Genomic DNA, 15,236 nt, shown 5'->3' with positions numbered 1-15,236 from the left:
GCACCGGCGATGGGTGGCCCCGGCGCGGTTGCCGCCGCCCCGGAAATGGCGGCATCACCGGCCCGACAAGAGGCTTGTGAGGAGAGGGCGATGCCCCGGTTCGCCAAGGAAGATGCCGCATCGGTGATCGAGCTGAACCAGCTCCTCGCCCTCTGGTGCACCGAACTCGACATGAATGGCGGCGCCGACATCGCGTCGCTCTGCACCGAGGATTGCACCTATCTCGTCGGTGGGCGGGTGCATCAGGGGCATGACGCGATCCGTGGCTTTTACGCCGCGCGTAACGCGCGGGTCGCGAGTCTGCAAAAGGATGGCGTCCGCACCCAGCGCCACACCATTTCCAATTTTCTCTATTCTTTCGCCGCGCACGATGCGGCGACGGTGCGCTACACGCTGGTCAATTATTCCAGGGAAGGCCCGCCCCCCGCGCTCGACCTCGTCGGGCCGACGATCGTCGCCGACGTCACGATGGAAATCCGCCGCGAGGCCGATGGCGAATGGCGGATTTCCCTGTTCGACAGCATTCCGATCTTCATCGGCAACGATCCGTTTCTCAACGCGTCGGTCGTTCCGAAATAACGCGCATCTTATTTTGCTGCACCCGATCTGGCGCAGCAAAACGGCAATTTCGGGTTTCGATCGCCGAAAATGCTGCGGCGAAAGCCCGCAGCAAAAGCGGGGTCAGCGGGCCATCAGGCCGACGTTGCCGGGCATCATCCGCACCCGCAGCGAATTCTGCTGGAAGGCGACCCCCATATATTGGCCGACGAGGATCGGTAGCTCCAGCAACTGCCTGTCGTCGAGCCGACGCGCCAGAACGGCCCACGTCTCATCCGAAATCATCGCGTCGGCATGCAGTTCCTCGACCGCGCGGATGATGGCGCGGTCATGATCGCCCCAGCCGGGCGCGGCGGATCCGATCGTCACCCATTCGACCTCGACGGGCGTCAGGTTGGCGGTACGGCGGCCGATCTTCACATGCTCGCCGAATTCGAACGGGGCCTGGCACAGCCAGCCGGTGCGGAGGATGGCCAGTTCGCGATCACGGTCCGCCAGCGCGCCCCGCATCAGATGCAGCGCGAGGGTCGTGTGCGCCGTGTAGAGAGCCGGATGACGCAATGTCGTCGCGACATATTCGGGAACGGGGGCGGTGGCGTCGTCGGCCAGGCCGACCGCGCGGCGCAACGCCCGGACCGACTCGCGCGCCTCGTCGGTGAATTCGTCCGGCGTCATCGGCGCGATGCGCGGCGGATGGCCCATGATGCGCGCCTCGCGCGCCTCGATCCGCGCCGCGTCCTGATCCGCCATACTCGCTCCCTTCATATTCCGGTCGGTCGGCTATAGCGTCGCCGCGCAGGCCGCAGAACGGCGCGCTCCCCGCCCCGGCGATGTCGCGGCAGCCATCGCCATGGCGATCATCGGCCGGAGTGGGCCCCCAGAGAGGTCATCGCGTCGCATGGCTACCGCCGCGATGATACACTTTGCGTCCAGCGGTCGCCGTCACGGGGGCGCCCGCGAAAGACAAAAGCGAAGAGGTGTCCCGATGGCCGAAGCCGACCCCGCCGCCCTGCGGCCCCTGCCGTTCCGGGTGACCGATCCCGAGCGCATTCCCACGCCGCGCTATCATGACGAGACCTTCTACGAGCTGGAGAAGGAGCGGCTGTGGCCGCACGTCTGGCAGATGGCCTGCCGGCTGGAGTTGATCCCCGAGATCGGCGATTATGTCGAATATTCCAACCTTGGCCGATCGGTCATCGTGGTCCGCACCAGGGACGGGGTGAAGGCCTTTCACAACGCCTGCCGTCATCGCGGCGTCGCGCTCGCCAAGGGCAGCGGCAATTGCAAGGGCAAGGGCTTCATCTGCCCCTTTCACGGCTGGCGCTGGAACATGGAGGGCAAGAACACCTTCGTCTACGGCCGCCACATGTTCAGCGAAGGGCAGCTGGACGAGGCCGATCTCGCGCTGAAGCCCTGCCGGGTCGAAACCTTCATCGGCTGCGCCTTCATCAATTTCGACGACGATGCCGTGCCGCTGCGCGAGGCCGTCGGGCCGCTCGCCGACGGGCTGGACGCCTATCAGGCTGATACGATGCGCGCCGAATGGTGGTACAGCACGGTGGTGCCGGCCAATTGGAAGGTCGCGATGGAAGCCTTCATGGAAGGCTATCATGTCATGCGCACCCACCCGCAGCTCCAGCAGGCGGTGCCGATGCTGTACAACAGCATGTATGGGCAGGACACTGGCGGCATCGGCCAGCCGATCAACCCGAACCTGAGCATCCGCGACAATATCGCCGCGCAGGTTCGCCATATCGAATTGCTGAGCGAGGGCATGGCCGGCATGTGCCATGAAAAGGATGTCGCGGTCGCCCGCACCATGATCGACGTCGATCTGCCGGACGATCCGATGCAGGCGATCATGGCGTGGTTCGGCATGCTCAACCATCAGGTCACCGAAGCCGGCCGCGCGCGGGGCGAGCCGGTCGCCGATCTCAACCATATCGCGGTCAATTCGCCGGTGAAGGCGGTGGAATTTCTCTTCCCGCACTATTTCCTGCTGCCGTTCCTCTCAAGCATGGCAGCCTATCGCATCCGCCCGCTGGGGCCGGAAAGCTGCCAGTTCGAAATCTGGTCGCTCACCAATTTCCCGGAGGGGCAGGCGCCACCGGTGGTGATGGAGCCGGTCGTGCTGCCCTATGACAGCAAGGAATTTCCGCCGATCCCGCAGCAGGATTATGAGAATATCCCGCTCCAGCAGGTCGGCCTGCGCGCCGCCGGCTTCGATTTCATGCGCCTGTCGCACAGGATCGAAGGGCTCATCAGCAATTACAACCGCCTGCTCGACGGCTATCTGGGCGGGGTCGACATGAAGACGCTGGGGGCCAGCATGGCCTTGCTGAGCGGCAATTTCGACGGGCCGATCAAGCCGATGCCGTGGGAGAGCTGACCGTCCGAGCAGGAGCGCTCGCGCACCCGCACGAACCTTCGGGCACCGCATTCCACCTCGCTCGTTTCCCCCGGCATGATGGATGGCAAGCAACTCGTCACGGCGGTACGCGAAGCCGCGCTTCGGCATAACAGCACATGGGAAGCGCTCGTGCCGACCAGCTTTCAGGTCGACCTCGATCATGAGGAGGCCGAGGAGCAGGCCTATGCGGAGATGGCGACCGCCAAGGCGGCGCTGCGCGACCATATCTGCCGCACCTACGGCATCTCGATCCGCGAACTGAGCAGTCTGGCGCGGCCTTAAGCGGCGCGACTGACACCCGCGTTGCGGTGCTCCGGCGAAGGCCGGAGCCCAGGGCGGCAAGCGGTTCGCCCTGTTGCCCTGGGCTCCGGCCTTCGCCGGCGTACGAATCGCCGATCGATTTCGGTTCGCCATCCGCCACGAACGATCCTATCCTCGCGCCGACACGATGTTCCGAACGAGGGGAATGGAGCCATGGCGAGCTGGAACCGGCGCAAGCCCTTCGGGGTCGCGGCGCCCGCCGAATCCGATCTGCCGCGCACCCTCTCCTGGCCGCACCTGCTGGCGCTCGGCGTCGGCGCGATCGTCGGGACCGGCATCCTCACCCTGATCGGGGTCGGCGCGGATCGGGCGGGGCCGGCGGTGCTGCTGTCGTTCGCCATCGCCGGCGCCATCTGCGCCTGCGCCGCGCTCGCCTATGCCGAGCTGTCGACGATGATGCCGGCGGCGGGCAGCGCCTATGCCTATAGCTATGCCGTGCTGGGCGAGCTGGTGGCGTGGGTCGTCGGCTGGAGCCTGATCCTCGAATATTCGCTGGTCGTCTCGACGGTGGCGGTCGGCTGGTCGGGCTATGCCGCGCCGCTGCTGACGGGCATAGGCTTCCCCGTGGCGCTGACGCAGGGGCCGGAACTGGGCGGGCTCATCAACCTGCCCGCGATCTTCATCATCGCCGTGGTGGCGGGGCTGCTGTGCTTCGGCACGCGGGAAAGCGCGCGGCTCAACACCATCCTCGTCCTCATCAAGATCGCCACGCTCGCTTTGTTCGTCGGCGTGGCATTGCCCACGTTCGACGCGGCAAACCTCCACCCCTTCATGCCCTTCGGCTTCGCCAAAGAGACCGGGCCGGACGGCGTGGCGCGTGGGGTGATGGCGGCGGCCGCGATCATCTTCTTCGCCTTCTACGGCTTCGACGCCATCTCCACCGCCGCCGAGGAGGCCAAACGGCCCGAGCGCGATCTGGCGATCGGCATCATCGGTTCGCTGCTCATCTGCACGCTCATCTACGTGCTGGTGGCCGCCGCCGCGATCGGCGCGTTGCCCTTCACCCGCTTCGCCGACAGCCCCGAGCCGCTGGCGCTGATCCTGCGCGAAATGGGGCAAGGCGGGGTCGCGCGCATCGTCGCCATCGCCGCCGTGATCGCGCTGCCGACGGTGTTGCTGGGCTTCCTGTTCGGCCAGAGCCGCATCTTCCTGGTGATGGCGCGCGACGGTTTCCTGCCGGCCGGGCTGGCGCAGGTGTCGAAGCGCGGCACGCCGGCGCGGATCGTGATCTTCACCGCGATCGTGGTGGCGGTGATCGCGGGCGTGCTGCCGATCGACGAGATCGCGGCGCTCGCCAATGCCGGCACCCTGATCGCCTTCGCCGCCGTCGGCCTGTGCCTGATCGTGATGCGCCGCCGCGCGCCCGAACTGCCCCGCCCGTTCCGTGCGCCGCTGGGCGTACTGGTCGGCATCGGCGCCATCGCCGGCTGCGCCTATCTGTTCCTCAGCCTGCCGACCAAGACGTTGCTGTGGTGCCTCGCTTGGAATGCGATCGGGCTGATCGTCTATCTCGCCTATGGCCGCCACCGCAGCCTGCTGGCGCGCCGGGCCTAGTCGCCCCGGAAGGTGGGCGCGCGCCGTTCGGTGAAGGCCGCGACCGCCTCGCCATGATCCGCCGTGGCGTGGCCCAGCGCCTGCATCGCCGCCGACATTTCGAGGACGGCGGACAGGCTGGCGTCCTGCGCCTGCCGCAACAGCCGTTTGGCCATGCGGACGGCGTGGGGCGGGTTGGCGGCGATCCGCTGCGCCATAGCGTGGGCGGCGGGCATCAGATCGGCGACGGGCACCACCTTCGACACGAGACGGCACTCCAGCGCCTCGGCGGCATCGATCATCGCGCCGGTCAGGGTCATCTCGGTCGCCTTGGAGATGCCGACGATGCGCTGGAGCAGCCACGCCCCGCCGTCGCCGGGGATGATGCCGAGCTTGACGAAGCTCTCGGCGAACTTCGCGGTATCGGCGGCGATGCGGATGTCGCACATGCAGGCGAGATCGCAGCCCGCGCCGATCGCCGGCCCGTCGATCGCGGCGATCACCGGCACCTCGAGCGCCTGGAATAGGATCGGCAGGCGCTGGATGCCCGCCTTGTAATTGCGCCGCGTCTGCGCCGGCAGCGCATCGCGCAGCCCGCCGCCGGGCACCATCTTCTTGACGTCGCCACCCGAGGAGAAGGCCCCGCCCGCGCCGGTAAGGATCACCGCGCGCACGCCGATATCCGCGTCGGCCGCCTGCAGCGCATCGCACAGCGCGTCGATCATCGGCGGATCGGTGATGGGATTGCGCCGCTCGGGCATGTTGAGCGTGAGCGTGAGGACGGCGCCGTCGCGCTCCTGCAGCAGAATGTCGGTCATCGCGCCCTTGCCTCCCGGTATCGTCGCGAAGCCTATAGCGTTTCCAGCACCGCTTGAATGCCGCGCCGGAAGGCGTCGGCCGATAATGTGTCGGCGAAATCGGCGATGGCGCGATGATCGACGCGGCCGGTGGCGACGCGATCGACGGCCTGCTCGATCGCCGCCGCCAGCCCGTCGAGATCGCCGGCCGCCACCTCCTGCCCCGCGTAATCGGGCACCGCGCAGTCGGCGAGGCCGGTGGCGTCGCTGAAGATGGTGTAGCAGCCGGCCTGCAACGCCTCCAGCAGCACAAGCCCGAACCCCTCGACCAGCGCGGGCAGCAGGAAGCAGTGCGCGGTCTGGAATTCGCGGATCAGTGCGTCGATTGGCAAATGGCTTTTCACGATCACGTTGGGCGGCAGATCGTGAAGGATATTCTCGCGATCGTTGGAGCAGACGAGGGTGAGTTCGATCCCGGCTGTCGGCAGGCCGCGCCACACCTTGAGCAGATGGTGGATGCCCTTGCGCTGCACCGCCTGCCCCACGAACAGGAAGCGCACCGGGCCGGCGTCGCCTTCGCGGGGGCGATAGGCCGAGCGGCCCGGCACCGCGCCGTAGGGCACGACCGTGACGGGGCGGTGGTTCACGTTCGACGCGGCGATCGAGCGGGCGGTGAAGGAACTGGCGCACAGGACATGATCGGCGAGGGCGATCTCGGTATCCAGCCGGTCCATCCGCTCGCTGACGGGGGCTTCCTCGGTCAGCGAGTAAGCGCCGATGCCGTAGAGGTCGTAGTCCGCCTTCAGGATGGCATGGTTGTAGCGCGAATGGGGGTGGAAGACGAACAGCGCCTTGGCGCGATCGGCCAGCGCCGGATCGGTGAACGCCTCGAAGGCGAGATTGTGGTAGAGGAACAGGCCGACGCTCGGATTGCGCCGCGCCAACCGGCGGACGTGGGCGGCGAGGATCTTGTCGCAGCGATTGCCCCAATCATAGTCGGCGGGAAACAGCCGTGTCGCCGCCATCTGCCACGCCACCGCCGCCCAGTCATTGTCGATCAGCGTCCGGTCGAGGGGGGAGGTGGCGCGGTTGCGGATCACCCGGCGCAGCAGCGCGCGATAGGCCAACGACCCTTCGTCGATATGGTAATCGGTGATCAGGCGGAACAGCGCGTCCTTCTCGGCCAGGGCGACGGCGAGCTGGTAGAAATCCCGATCGCGATTGTGCGCGGCGATATAGCGGCGCGGGGCCGGCGCCCCCTTGTCGGCCATCGGCGCGGATCAGCAGCCGATATCGGGCTGGGTGGCGGGGCGGCCGACCCGCGCGCCGCGCCCACCGGTCAGCCGATCGCGCAGCCAGCGCCGCGCCGGCTCCTCCCAATAAAGAAAGATCAGGATCGACAGGCCGATCGCCACGAACGGATTGAGCAATTGCGCCAGCCCCGCCGACGGCAGCAGCCGCAGCCATTCGCGCACCGGCCACTGGATCAGGTAGAGCGCATAGGAGGAAGCCCCCAGCAGCAGCATCGGCTTCGTGGAGAGTAGCCTGGAAGCGAAGGTGTCTCGCGCGGCGAGCTGCACCATCAGCAGCCCGCCCAGCACCATCGCGGCGCCGGTCACGGCCCGATCCTGCGTCGTCATCACGAGGGCGAGGATGATCAGAATATTCGCGGCGACGATCGCCGGCGCGGCAAGACGCGCGGCAGCACCGGGATGGCGGATGAAGAGCTTGCACAATATCATGCCGAAGGCGAATTCGATCAGCCGGAGTAGGGGGATGGGAACCCACGCCTGCCACGCGAAAGGCAATTCCTTCGTTCCCGGTGGGATGCTCGGCACCCATAGCATGGCGATCGCCACGGCAAGCACTGCCGCCAGCGCCAGCAACCCACGCGATTGCAAGGGTCGCACGAGGATCAGCAGAAGCGGTGCCGCGAGGTAGAAGAACAGCTCGACCGAGAGCGTCCAAGCCTGCATTACCCAGCTCAGCCCAAGACCCGAGGCCGGCAATGTCCAGGATTGCAGCATGGCCATAACCGCGATCGCCTGACCGGCGGTCAGCTTCGCCATCGCGAAGGGCAACGCCATCAGCAACGCCAGCAGATAGACCGGATACAGACGTGCGAAACGGGCGACAGCATAGTCGCGGAAGGCCCGGCGCGACCCGATCCGTCCGTCATAGGTGTAGGTGATGATGAAGCCCGACAGCATGAAGAACAAGCTGACGCCGAGATAGCCGTTGTGGAGCAAAGTGACGACCGGCCAGGGCAGCCCCGCCTTGTCCGCAAAACCCGCGCCATAATGGAAGAGCAGAACCAGCAGAGCGGCGACGAAGCGCAGCCCCGTCAGCCCATGCAGCACCGGCCTGCGTGCCACAGTGTCCGTCGTCATGCTTCGCCCCCCGAAGTCCCTATTGCCCCTTAGCGCATGGGGCACGGCCGATCGACCGATTCCGTCGCAGCCCCGGCTATTCGATGACGGGCCGCCCGCCCCGCCCAAAGCGGCGCGTCAGCTTGCCCGCCATGCGCCGCAACCCCTCGCGCTCCGCTTCGTCGATCGTGCCCCAGAAGGCGACGTTCATCGCCCCCCATAAGGGAACATAAAGTCCGGCCAGCAGCAGTCCGAGGCGTGGCAGCAGCGCGATCGCCACCATCACCGCGATCGTTATGCCGACGCATCCAGTCGCGAGCAGCAGCGGTCGCAACGGAAAGACGAAATCGTTGCGGCAGGCCCAGCGCCGGGCGGCCAGTACAAACAGGCCCGATCGCACCGCTTCCGCCGTCGCCACGCTGATCGCGACGCCGAACAGCCCGATGCGCGGCGCCGTCAGAAAGGTCAGGCCGAGCAGGATCACGCCTGACAGGAAGGACGCGCCGGTCTGCGTGCCGACCAGATTGTTGCCACGCGCGATCGCCCGGCTCGATTGCGCCAGCCCCATGAACAACACGCTCGCCGACAGGGCGACGAAGGCGAGCGGATCGAACGCCACCTTGCCCAGGGTCCAGACGCGGAACAGCGGCCGCACCACCGCCTGCAGCAATACGAAACCGGGGCACATCGCCAGCACCGCGACGTAGATCATGCCCGTCATCACCATCCGCGCGCGCGTCGCATCGCGATCGCCGACGAAGCGCATCAGTTCGGGGATCGAGGGATTGACCAGCACGATCAGCCCCTGCTGCACGACATTGGCAACGGTGCGCATCGTCGAGAATTGCACCAGCCGCACCGGGCCGAGGAAGGGTAGCAGGATCAGGCGGAAGCCGGCGAGCTGCATATTTTCCAGCAGCGATCCGAAGCCCAGCATCATGCCGCCGCCGAGCCGCGCGATGCCCGCCCCCGCGTTCGGTCGGCGCAATTCCAGCCCCTCGGCCCGCGCTACCCGCGCATAATGGGCGCCGCAGACGATCTGCACCAGCAGCACCCCGCCGGCATAAGCGAGCGCCGCCTCGGCCAGCCCGCCGCCGAAGATCACGGCGATGGCGGGCGCAAAAGCCTGCGCCGACTGGTTGACGACATACCACCAGGCCGTCTTGGGATAATGGCCGATCGACGCCAGGACGCGGCCGCCCAATTGCACCGGGAACTGCACGACATACCAGAGGAGCGCGAGCCCCCCGAGGGCGAGTTGCAGCACCGGCAGGTCGGCGGAGCCCGCCGACAGGCTGAACAGGGCTGCCGTCAACGGCGACAGCAGCAGCGACGCCAGCAGGATCAGCTCGGCGATGGCCGATAGGCCGAGCGCGGGCAAGGTGTCCCACAGGATCTGGCTGCGCTGCGCCCGATCGCCCGAAGGCAGCTTCATGCATTCGAAGCCGAGATAGTCGAGATGGGCGTTGTCGGCGATCTGGATCATCGCCAGCGCCGTCACCAGCCCCAGCCACACGCCATATTGCGCGGCGCTCCAATGCTGGAGGAAGATCGGCACGAGCGCGATCTGCCCACCCAGATTGATGCCGATCGAGGCCAGCCCGGCCAGATTGCCGGACAGCATCCGGCGCGCGATCGACATGTCAGCGGGCCACCTTTTCGGCGGCCGGGCGCGCCGACGCGACACAGGAAAGCGTCAGGAAATCGATCATGAACGCCCCGCACCCTAGTCGCCCCACGAATGCGACCTAATCGATCGCCTACGACGATGATGCAATGCGGAATCGATGCTGCGGCAAATCAAGGGATGACCCGAGGTGGCGCCGCGCTTGACGGCGCGCGCGCCGATGCAGATGGACAGGCTGGGCATATCGCGGGGGCAGGCGAAGCGATGACGATATTGGATGCGCGCAAGACGCGGCCGAGTGAGGGCGGGCCGAGCTTCTCGCTGGCCAACCGGCTGACGCGGCTGGCGTGGATCGTCACCTGGCTGCTGCTCGCGCGCTGGACGCCCAAGAAGCTCAACGGCTGGCGCTGCTTCCTCGCGCGCCGCTTCGGGGCGAAGGTGGCGCCGGGGGCAATGATCTATGGCAGCGTGCGGATCTGGCTGCCGAGCAACCTGACGATCGGCACCGGATCGTCGATGGGGCCGGGGGTGAATTGCTACTCGATGGGGGCGATCCACATCGGGCGCGACACGATCGTCTCGCAGGGCGCGCACCTGTGCGCCGGCACGCACGATTTCCGCGATCCGCATTTCCAGATCCAGAGCCGCCCGATCCATATCGGCGACCGGGTGTGGATTGCGGCCGAAGCCTTCGTGGCACCGGGCTGCGTGATCCCCGACGGAGTGGTGCTGGGCGCGCGGGGATGTGCGGTGGGCCGGTTGCGGCCTTGGACGATCTATGGCGGAAATCCGGCCCGGCCGCTCGGCGAACGGGTGCTGCGCGCAGAGTGAGATCCCCGTCGTTGCACCTGCGAAAGGGACTGGCGGTTACACATAAGCTGCAATAGGTGAAGGCGGCGTTCCGTGCGGGCGGACAGGCATCCGGGGTTCAGGAGACAGGCCCGAGGACGGGCGACATCAAGTTGGGGGCAACATGACGACCAAGATTTCGGGCTCGGCCAAGCGTATCCTCGTGACCGGCGGCGCGGGCTTCATCGGCTCGCATCTGTGCGAGCGACTGCTGGAGCAGGGCAACGAAGTCCTGTGCGTGGACAATTTCTTCACCGGCCGCCGCCGCAACGTCGTCAAGCTGTTCGATTATGCCGGCTTCGAGCTGCTGCGCCACGACGTGACCTTCCCGCTCTATGCGGAGGTGGACGAGATCTACAATCTCGCCTGCCCGGCCTCCCCGGTCCATTATCAGTTCGATCCGGTGCAGACGACCAAGACCAGCGTCGTCGGCGCGATCAACATGCTGGGTCTGGCCAAGCGGCTGAAGATCCCCGTGTTCCAGGCCTCCACGTCCGAAGTGTATGGCGATCCGCACGTCCATCCGCAAACCGAGGATTATTGGGGCAACGTCAACCCGATCGGCCCGCGCTCCTGTTATGACGAGGGCAAGCGCTGCGCCGAGACCCTGTTCTTCGATTATTACCGCCAGCATGGCGTGAAGATCAAAGTCATCCGCATCTTCAACACCTATGGCCCGAACATGCACCCGGCCGACGGGCGCGTGGTCTCCAACTTCATCGTCCAGGCGCTGAAGGGCGAGGACATCACGATCTATGGCGACGGCCTCCAGACCCGTTCCTTCTGCTACGTCGACGATCTGGTGCGCGGCTTCATGGCGATGATGGCCGGACCGGACGATTTCACCGGCCCGATGAACCTGGGCAATCCCGGCGAATTCACGATGATGCAGTTGGCCGAACAGGTGATCGAGCTGACCGGCTCCAAGTCGCAGATCGTCTATCGCCCGCTGCCGCAGGACGACCCCCGCCAGCGCCAGCCCAACATCGATCAGGCGCGCGAACGCTTCGGCTGGGAACCGGAAGTGCCGCTGCGCGAGGGCCTGAAGAAGACCATCGCCTATTTCGACGGGCTCCTGAAGGAATAAGCGCGCGACCGCGCGGGCCGATGCGCGCCCGTTGAGGATTGGCGCCGCCGGCCCCATATTGCCCCGATCGGCCGCCATCGGTTTGGCGTGTGAGCAGGAGTGATGGGTGGCGGCGGCGCAGATCCTGATACCGGACATCGCCGATGGCGCGGGCGCGCGGCTGACGATCGATCTCGACGCGCTCGTCGCCAATTACCGGATCCTGGCCGCACAGGTCGCGCCCGCACGGGTCGCGGCGGTGGTGAAGGCCGATGCTTATGGGCTGGGCGCCGCGATCGTCGCGCCGGCGCTGTGGCGGGCCGGCGCGCGGGACTTCTTCGTCGCGCATCTGGGCGAGGCGGCGCTGCTGGCGCCCGTGCTGCCCCCACCCTCGCGCCTCCACATCCTCAACGGCCTGATGCCGGGCGCGGAGGCGGCGTGCGTGGCGCTGGGCGCGATCCCGGTGCTCAATTCACTCGATCAGGTCGAGGGCTGGGCGCGCGCGGCGCGGCGGATCGGGCGAAGCCTGCCGGCGGTGATGCAGATCGACAGCGGCATGTCCCGCCTCGGCCTGCCGCCCGCCGATGCCGAGACGCTGGCGGCCGATCCGGCGCGGCTGGCGGGGATCGACGTCACCCTGGTAATGAGCCACCTCGCCTGCGGCGACGAGCCCGCCTCGCCCGCCAATGCCGCGCAGGGCGCGGCGTTCGCGCGGCTGGCGGCGCTGTTTCCCGGCGTGCCCCGCTCGCTGGCCAATTCGGGCGGAGCGTTCCTTCCCGGTCTGGGTAAATATGATCTCGTCCGGCCCGGGATCGCGCTCTATGGCGGCGCGCCGCAGGAGGGGCTGGCCAATCCGATGTGGCCGGTCGTCGCGCTGGAGGCGCGGATCGTGCAGGTGCGCGACGTGCCGCCGGGCGTGGGCGTCGGCTATGGCCTCACCTCGGTGGCCGATCATCCGCGCCGCATCGCCACGATCGGCGTGGGCTATGCCGATGGCTGGCCGCGCCGGCTGGGCGGGCGGGGATCGGCCTTCATCGCCGGACAGCGCGTGCCGATCGCCGGGCGGGTTTCGATGGACAGCATGACGCTCGATGTGACCGATGTACCGCCGGCCGCGCTCGGTTATGGCGCGCCGGTCGAGCTGATCGGCCCGCACCAGACGATCGACGATGTCGCGCGCGATGCCGAGACGATCGCCTATGAGATACTGACGCAGTTGGGGACGCGCTATGCCCGCGACTATCTGCCGGTGAAGGGAGGCTGATGCCATGAAGGTCGCGATCCTCGGCAGCGGCGTGATCGGTGTCGCCTCGGCCTGGTATCTGGCGGAGGCGGGGCATGAGGTGGTGGTGATCGAGCGCCAGCCCGGCCCGGCGCTCGAAACCAGCTTCGCCAATGCCGGGGAGATTTCGCCCGGCTATGCCTCGCCCTGGGCGGCGCCCGGCATTCCGATGAAAGCGCTGCGCTGGCTGTTCATGCACCATGCCCCGCTGGTGCTGCGGCCCAAGCCGGACATGGCGATGCTGCGCTGGCTGACGGCGATGCTCGGCAATTGCACCGCCGAACGCTACAAGATCAACAAGGGCCGGATGGTGCGGCTGGCCGAATATAGCCGCGACCGGCTGATCGAGCTGCGCGGCGCCACCGGCATCGCCTATGACGAGCGGTCGCAGGGCACGCTTCAGCTGTTCCGCAAGCAGCAGCAGATGGACGGCATCGGCAAGGATATCGCCGTGCTGGAGGCGGACGACGTGCCCTTCGAGGTGCTCGACCGCGCCGGCTGCATCGCCGCCGAACCCGGCCTCGCTTTCAGCGAGGAGCCCTTCGTCGGCGGGCTGCGCCTGCCGCACGACGAGACCGGCGACTGTTTCAAATTCACCAATGCGCTGGCGGCGCTGGCCGAGGCGAAAGGCGTGCGGTTCGATTACGGCCGCACGATCCTGCGCCTCGTCAAGGAAGGCGGGCGGATCGCAGGGGTCGAGACCGATGCGGGCCGGGTGACGGCCGACGCCTATCTGGTCGCGCTCGGCAGCTATTCGCCGCTGATGCTGGCGCCGCTCGGCCTCACCCTGCCGGTCTATCCGGTGAAGGGCTATTCGATCACCGCGCCGATCGTGGACGCGGCCCGCGCACCGGTCAGCACGCTGCTCGACGAAAGCTACAAGGTGGCGATCACCCGGCTGGGCGACCGCATCCGCGTGGGCGGCATGGCCGAAATCTCGGGCTACAGCCGCGATCTGCCGCCGGAGCGGCGGCGGACGCTCGAATATTCGGTGGGCAGCCTGTTCCCGCAGGCCGGCGATCTGGCGGCGGCGACCTTCTGGTCCGGGCTGCGGCCGATGACGCCGGACAGTACGCCGATCCTGGGGCCGACGCGCATCCCCAACCTGTATCTCAACACCGGCCACGGCACGCTCGGCTGGACGATGGCCTGCGGTTCCGGCCATGTCATCGCCGATCTCATTTCGGGCAAGACGCCCGCGATCGAGACGGCCGATCTGGCGCTCAGCCGCTATTGAGCGCGACGTTTCACAACGCCTAAGGACATCCCATGACCATCACCCGCATCGACACCGGCCCGCGCATGAGCCAGGCCGTGATCCACAACGACACCATCTATCTGGCTGGCCAGGTCGGCGCGCCGGGCGAGAGCGTTTCCAAGCAGACCCGCGCGGTGCTGGCCGAGATCGACGATCTGCTCGCGCAGACCGGCAGCGACAGGGATCACCTGCTCTCCGCGCAGATCTGGCTGGCCGACATGGCCGACTTCGCCGAGATGAACGCGGAATGGGACGCCTGGATCGCGGGCCATGGCGCCCCGACCCGCGCCACCGGCGAGGCCAAGCTGGCCACGCCCGATTACCGGGTCGAGATCATCATCGTCGCCGCCAGGGCGTGAACGTGGCGCCCGGCCGCCGGATCGCGGCGGCCGGGCGACCGATCAGGACATCACGCGCCCGCCGTTGACGCCGATCGTCTGGCCGGTGACGTAGCCCGTATCCTCCGAACAGAGCCACGCGCAGGCGTTGGCGATATCCTCGGGGATGCCCAGCCGGCGGACGGGCAGCATCTGCGCGATCTGCTCGAACGGGATCGGAAAGCGATGCTTGTTCGCTTCCGACATGATCGTGCCCATCACCGAACCCGGCGGGATATTGTTGACGGTGATGCCGTGCGGCCCGAGCGCCTGCGCCAGCGACCGCGTCATCGCCACGACCGCCCCCTTCGAGGCGGCGTAATGGATCTGATCGACGCTGCCGCTCTGCACGCTGGACGAGGAGATGTTGACGACCCGGCCCCAGCCGGCTGCCTTCATGTCGGGCACCACCGCGCGGGTGACGATGAAGGTGCCCTTCACGTTGATCTCGTACATGTCGTCCCAATGCTTCTCGGTCAGTTCCTCGAAGGGGAAGAAGTTCGAGATGCCGGCATTGTTGACCACGATCGTCACCGGGCCGAACGCCTCGCGCAGCTTGGCGACGGCCGCCTCGACCTGAGCGGTCTTGGAGATGTCGGCCTCCAGCCCGATCGCCTTGCCGCCGGCCGCCACGATCTCGGCGGCGACCGCCTCGGCGTCCGCCAGCTTCAGATCGAGCACGCCGACCGCGACGCCCTCCTTGGCCAGCCGCACGCTGCACGCCTTGCCGATGCCGGCCGCCGCGCCCGTCACCAATGCCACTTTGTCTGCCATGTTCAGTCCCCTCCG

General features: G+C 67.4%; 15 protein-coding genes. 9 read left to right on the top strand and 6 right to left on the bottom strand.

The window, feature by feature from the left end; genetic code table 11:
* The first annotated feature begins 90 nt into the window (after positions 1-90).
* Entirely contained in the window at positions 91-579 is a 489-nt protein-coding gene (locus PQ455_RS18070; RefSeq protein WP_273687742.1) for a nuclear transport factor 2 family protein, read from the top strand.
* A gap of 102 nt (positions 580-681) precedes the next feature.
* Here PQ455_RS18070 and PQ455_RS18065 read toward each other — a convergent pair whose 3' ends face one another.
* The gene (locus PQ455_RS18065; RefSeq protein ID WP_273687741.1) at positions 682-1,308 is read right to left on the bottom strand and encodes a carboxymuconolactone decarboxylase family protein; all 627 of its coding nucleotides are present in this window, start codon (positions 1,306-1,308) and stop codon (positions 682-684) included.
* 235 nt (positions 1,309-1,543) lie between these two features.
* On the opposite strand from PQ455_RS18065, the gene PQ455_RS18060 reads away from it, so the two are divergent.
* The 3 genes from PQ455_RS18060 to PQ455_RS18050 all read left to right on the top strand — a co-directional run bounded on the left by PQ455_RS18060 (position 1,544) and on the right by PQ455_RS18050 (position 4,843).
* Positions 1,544-2,947 (top strand): aromatic ring-hydroxylating oxygenase subunit alpha, encoded by a 1,404-nt coding sequence (locus PQ455_RS18060; RefSeq protein ID WP_273687740.1) that lies wholly within the window; start codon positions 1,544-1,546, stop codon positions 2,945-2,947.
* A 150-nt stretch (positions 2,948-3,097) separates the two neighbouring features.
* Positions 3,098-3,250 (top strand): hypothetical protein, encoded by a 153-nt coding sequence (locus PQ455_RS18055; RefSeq protein WP_273687738.1) that lies wholly within the window; start codon positions 3,098-3,100, stop codon positions 3,248-3,250.
* A gap of 192 nt (positions 3,251-3,442) precedes the next feature.
* Positions 3,443-4,843, top strand: a complete 1,401-nt coding sequence (locus PQ455_RS18050; RefSeq protein ID WP_273687736.1) for an amino acid permease — start codon at positions 3,443-3,445, stop codon at positions 4,841-4,843.
* Here PQ455_RS18050 and PQ455_RS18045 read toward each other — a convergent pair.
* The 4 genes from PQ455_RS18045 to PQ455_RS18030 form a co-directional block, all read right to left on the bottom strand.
* Positions 4,840-5,640, bottom strand: a complete 801-nt coding sequence (locus tag PQ455_RS18045) for a crotonase/enoyl-CoA hydratase family protein (protein WP_273687734.1) — start codon at positions 5,638-5,640, stop codon at positions 4,840-4,842. The two genes, PQ455_RS18050 and PQ455_RS18045, sit on opposite strands and share 4 nt — an antisense overlap.
* A gap of 32 nt (positions 5,641-5,672) precedes the next feature.
* The gene (locus PQ455_RS18040) at positions 5,673-6,890 is read right to left on the bottom strand and encodes a glycosyltransferase family 4 protein (RefSeq protein ID WP_273687732.1); all 1,218 of its coding nucleotides are present in this window, start codon (positions 6,888-6,890) and stop codon (positions 5,673-5,675) included.
* Positions 6,891-6,899: 9 nt separating this feature from the next.
* Positions 6,900-8,009, bottom strand: coding sequence for an acyltransferase family protein (locus PQ455_RS18035; protein WP_273687730.1), 1,110 nt, complete (start codon positions 8,007-8,009; stop codon positions 6,900-6,902).
* 76 nt (positions 8,010-8,085) lie between these two features.
* Positions 8,086-9,630 carry a lipopolysaccharide biosynthesis protein gene (locus PQ455_RS18030; protein WP_273687728.1) on the bottom strand — a complete coding sequence of 515 codons (1,545 nt, stop codon included), beginning with the start codon at positions 9,628-9,630 and terminating at the stop codon, positions 8,086-8,088.
* A 249-nt stretch (positions 9,631-9,879) separates the two neighbouring features.
* Between PQ455_RS18030 and PQ455_RS18025 the strand changes: the two genes are divergently transcribed.
* The 5 genes from PQ455_RS18025 to PQ455_RS18005 all read left to right on the top strand — a co-directional run bounded on the left by PQ455_RS18025 (position 9,880) and on the right by PQ455_RS18005 (position 14,429).
* On the top strand, positions 9,880-10,446 hold the full coding sequence (locus PQ455_RS18025) for an LbetaH domain-containing protein (RefSeq protein WP_273687725.1): 567 nt from the start codon (positions 9,880-9,882) through the stop codon (positions 10,444-10,446).
* Between the two features lie 142 nt (positions 10,447-10,588).
* Positions 10,589-11,551 carry a UDP-glucuronic acid decarboxylase family protein gene (locus PQ455_RS18020; protein ID WP_273687723.1) on the top strand — a complete coding sequence of 321 codons (963 nt, stop codon included), beginning with the start codon at positions 10,589-10,591 and terminating at the stop codon, positions 11,549-11,551.
* A 106-nt stretch (positions 11,552-11,657) separates the two neighbouring features.
* Positions 11,658-12,794: an alanine racemase gene (alr, locus tag PQ455_RS18015; protein WP_273687722.1), complete on the top strand. Its 1,137-nt coding sequence runs from the start codon at positions 11,658-11,660 to the stop codon at positions 12,792-12,794.
* A gap of 4 nt (positions 12,795-12,798) precedes the next feature.
* Complete coding sequence (locus PQ455_RS18010; RefSeq protein ID WP_273687721.1) at positions 12,799-14,049, top strand: D-amino acid dehydrogenase; 1,251 nt, start codon at positions 12,799-12,801, stop codon at positions 14,047-14,049.
* Between the two features lie 32 nt (positions 14,050-14,081).
* Positions 14,082-14,429, top strand: a complete 348-nt coding sequence (locus PQ455_RS18005; RefSeq protein WP_273687720.1) for a RidA family protein — start codon at positions 14,082-14,084, stop codon at positions 14,427-14,429.
* 42 nt (positions 14,430-14,471) lie between these two features.
* Here PQ455_RS18005 and PQ455_RS18000 read toward each other — a convergent pair whose 3' ends face one another.
* The gene (locus tag PQ455_RS18000; RefSeq protein ID WP_273687719.1) at positions 14,472-15,221 is read right to left on the bottom strand and encodes an SDR family NAD(P)-dependent oxidoreductase; all 750 of its coding nucleotides are present in this window, start codon (positions 15,219-15,221) and stop codon (positions 14,472-14,474) included.
* Between the last annotated feature and the right edge of the window lie 15 nt (positions 15,222-15,236).

Origin of the sequence: Sphingomonas naphthae, from assembly GCF_028607085.1 — a bacterium.
Classification (GTDB): domain Bacteria; phylum Pseudomonadota; class Alphaproteobacteria; order Sphingomonadales; family Sphingomonadaceae; genus Sphingomonas_Q; species Sphingomonas_Q naphthae.
The sequence above is the reverse complement of the archived record's forward strand: the minus strand, read 5'-3'. Positions and strand labels throughout refer to the sequence as shown.

Coding starts and splice junctions, on each gene's coding strand:
- PQ455_RS18070 (WP_273687742.1), top strand. CDS start 91: ATGCCCCGGTTCGCCAAGGAAGATGCCGCATCGGTGATCGAGCTGAAC.
- PQ455_RS18065 (WP_273687741.1), bottom strand. CDS start 1,308: ATGGCGGATCAGGACGCGGCGCGGATCGAGGCGCGCGAGGCGCGCATC.
- PQ455_RS18060 (WP_273687740.1), top strand. CDS start 1,544: ATGGCCGAAGCCGACCCCGCCGCCCTGCGGCCCCTGCCGTTCCGGGTG.
- PQ455_RS18050 (WP_273687736.1), top strand. CDS start 3,443: ATGGCGAGCTGGAACCGGCGCAAGCCCTTCGGGGTCGCGGCGCCCGCC.
- PQ455_RS18045 (WP_273687734.1), bottom strand. CDS start 5,640: ATGACCGACATTCTGCTGCAGGAGCGCGACGGCGCCGTCCTCACGCTC.
- PQ455_RS18040 (WP_273687732.1), bottom strand. CDS start 6,890: ATGGCCGACAAGGGGGCGCCGGCCCCGCGCCGCTATATCGCCGCGCAC.
- PQ455_RS18035 (WP_273687730.1), bottom strand. CDS start 8,009: ATGACGACGGACACTGTGGCACGCAGGCCGGTGCTGCATGGGCTGACG.
- PQ455_RS18030 (WP_273687728.1), bottom strand. CDS start 9,630: ATGTCGATCGCGCGCCGGATGCTGTCCGGCAATCTGGCCGGGCTGGCC.
- PQ455_RS18025 (WP_273687725.1), top strand. CDS start 9,880: ATGACGATATTGGATGCGCGCAAGACGCGGCCGAGTGAGGGCGGGCCG.
- PQ455_RS18020 (WP_273687723.1), top strand. CDS start 10,589: ATGACGACCAAGATTTCGGGCTCGGCCAAGCGTATCCTCGTGACCGGC.
- PQ455_RS18010 (WP_273687721.1), top strand. CDS start 12,799: ATGAAGGTCGCGATCCTCGGCAGCGGCGTGATCGGTGTCGCCTCGGCC.
- PQ455_RS18005 (WP_273687720.1), top strand. CDS start 14,082: ATGACCATCACCCGCATCGACACCGGCCCGCGCATGAGCCAGGCCGTG.
- PQ455_RS18000 (WP_273687719.1), bottom strand. CDS start 15,221: ATGGCAGACAAAGTGGCATTGGTGACGGGCGCGGCGGCCGGCATCGGC.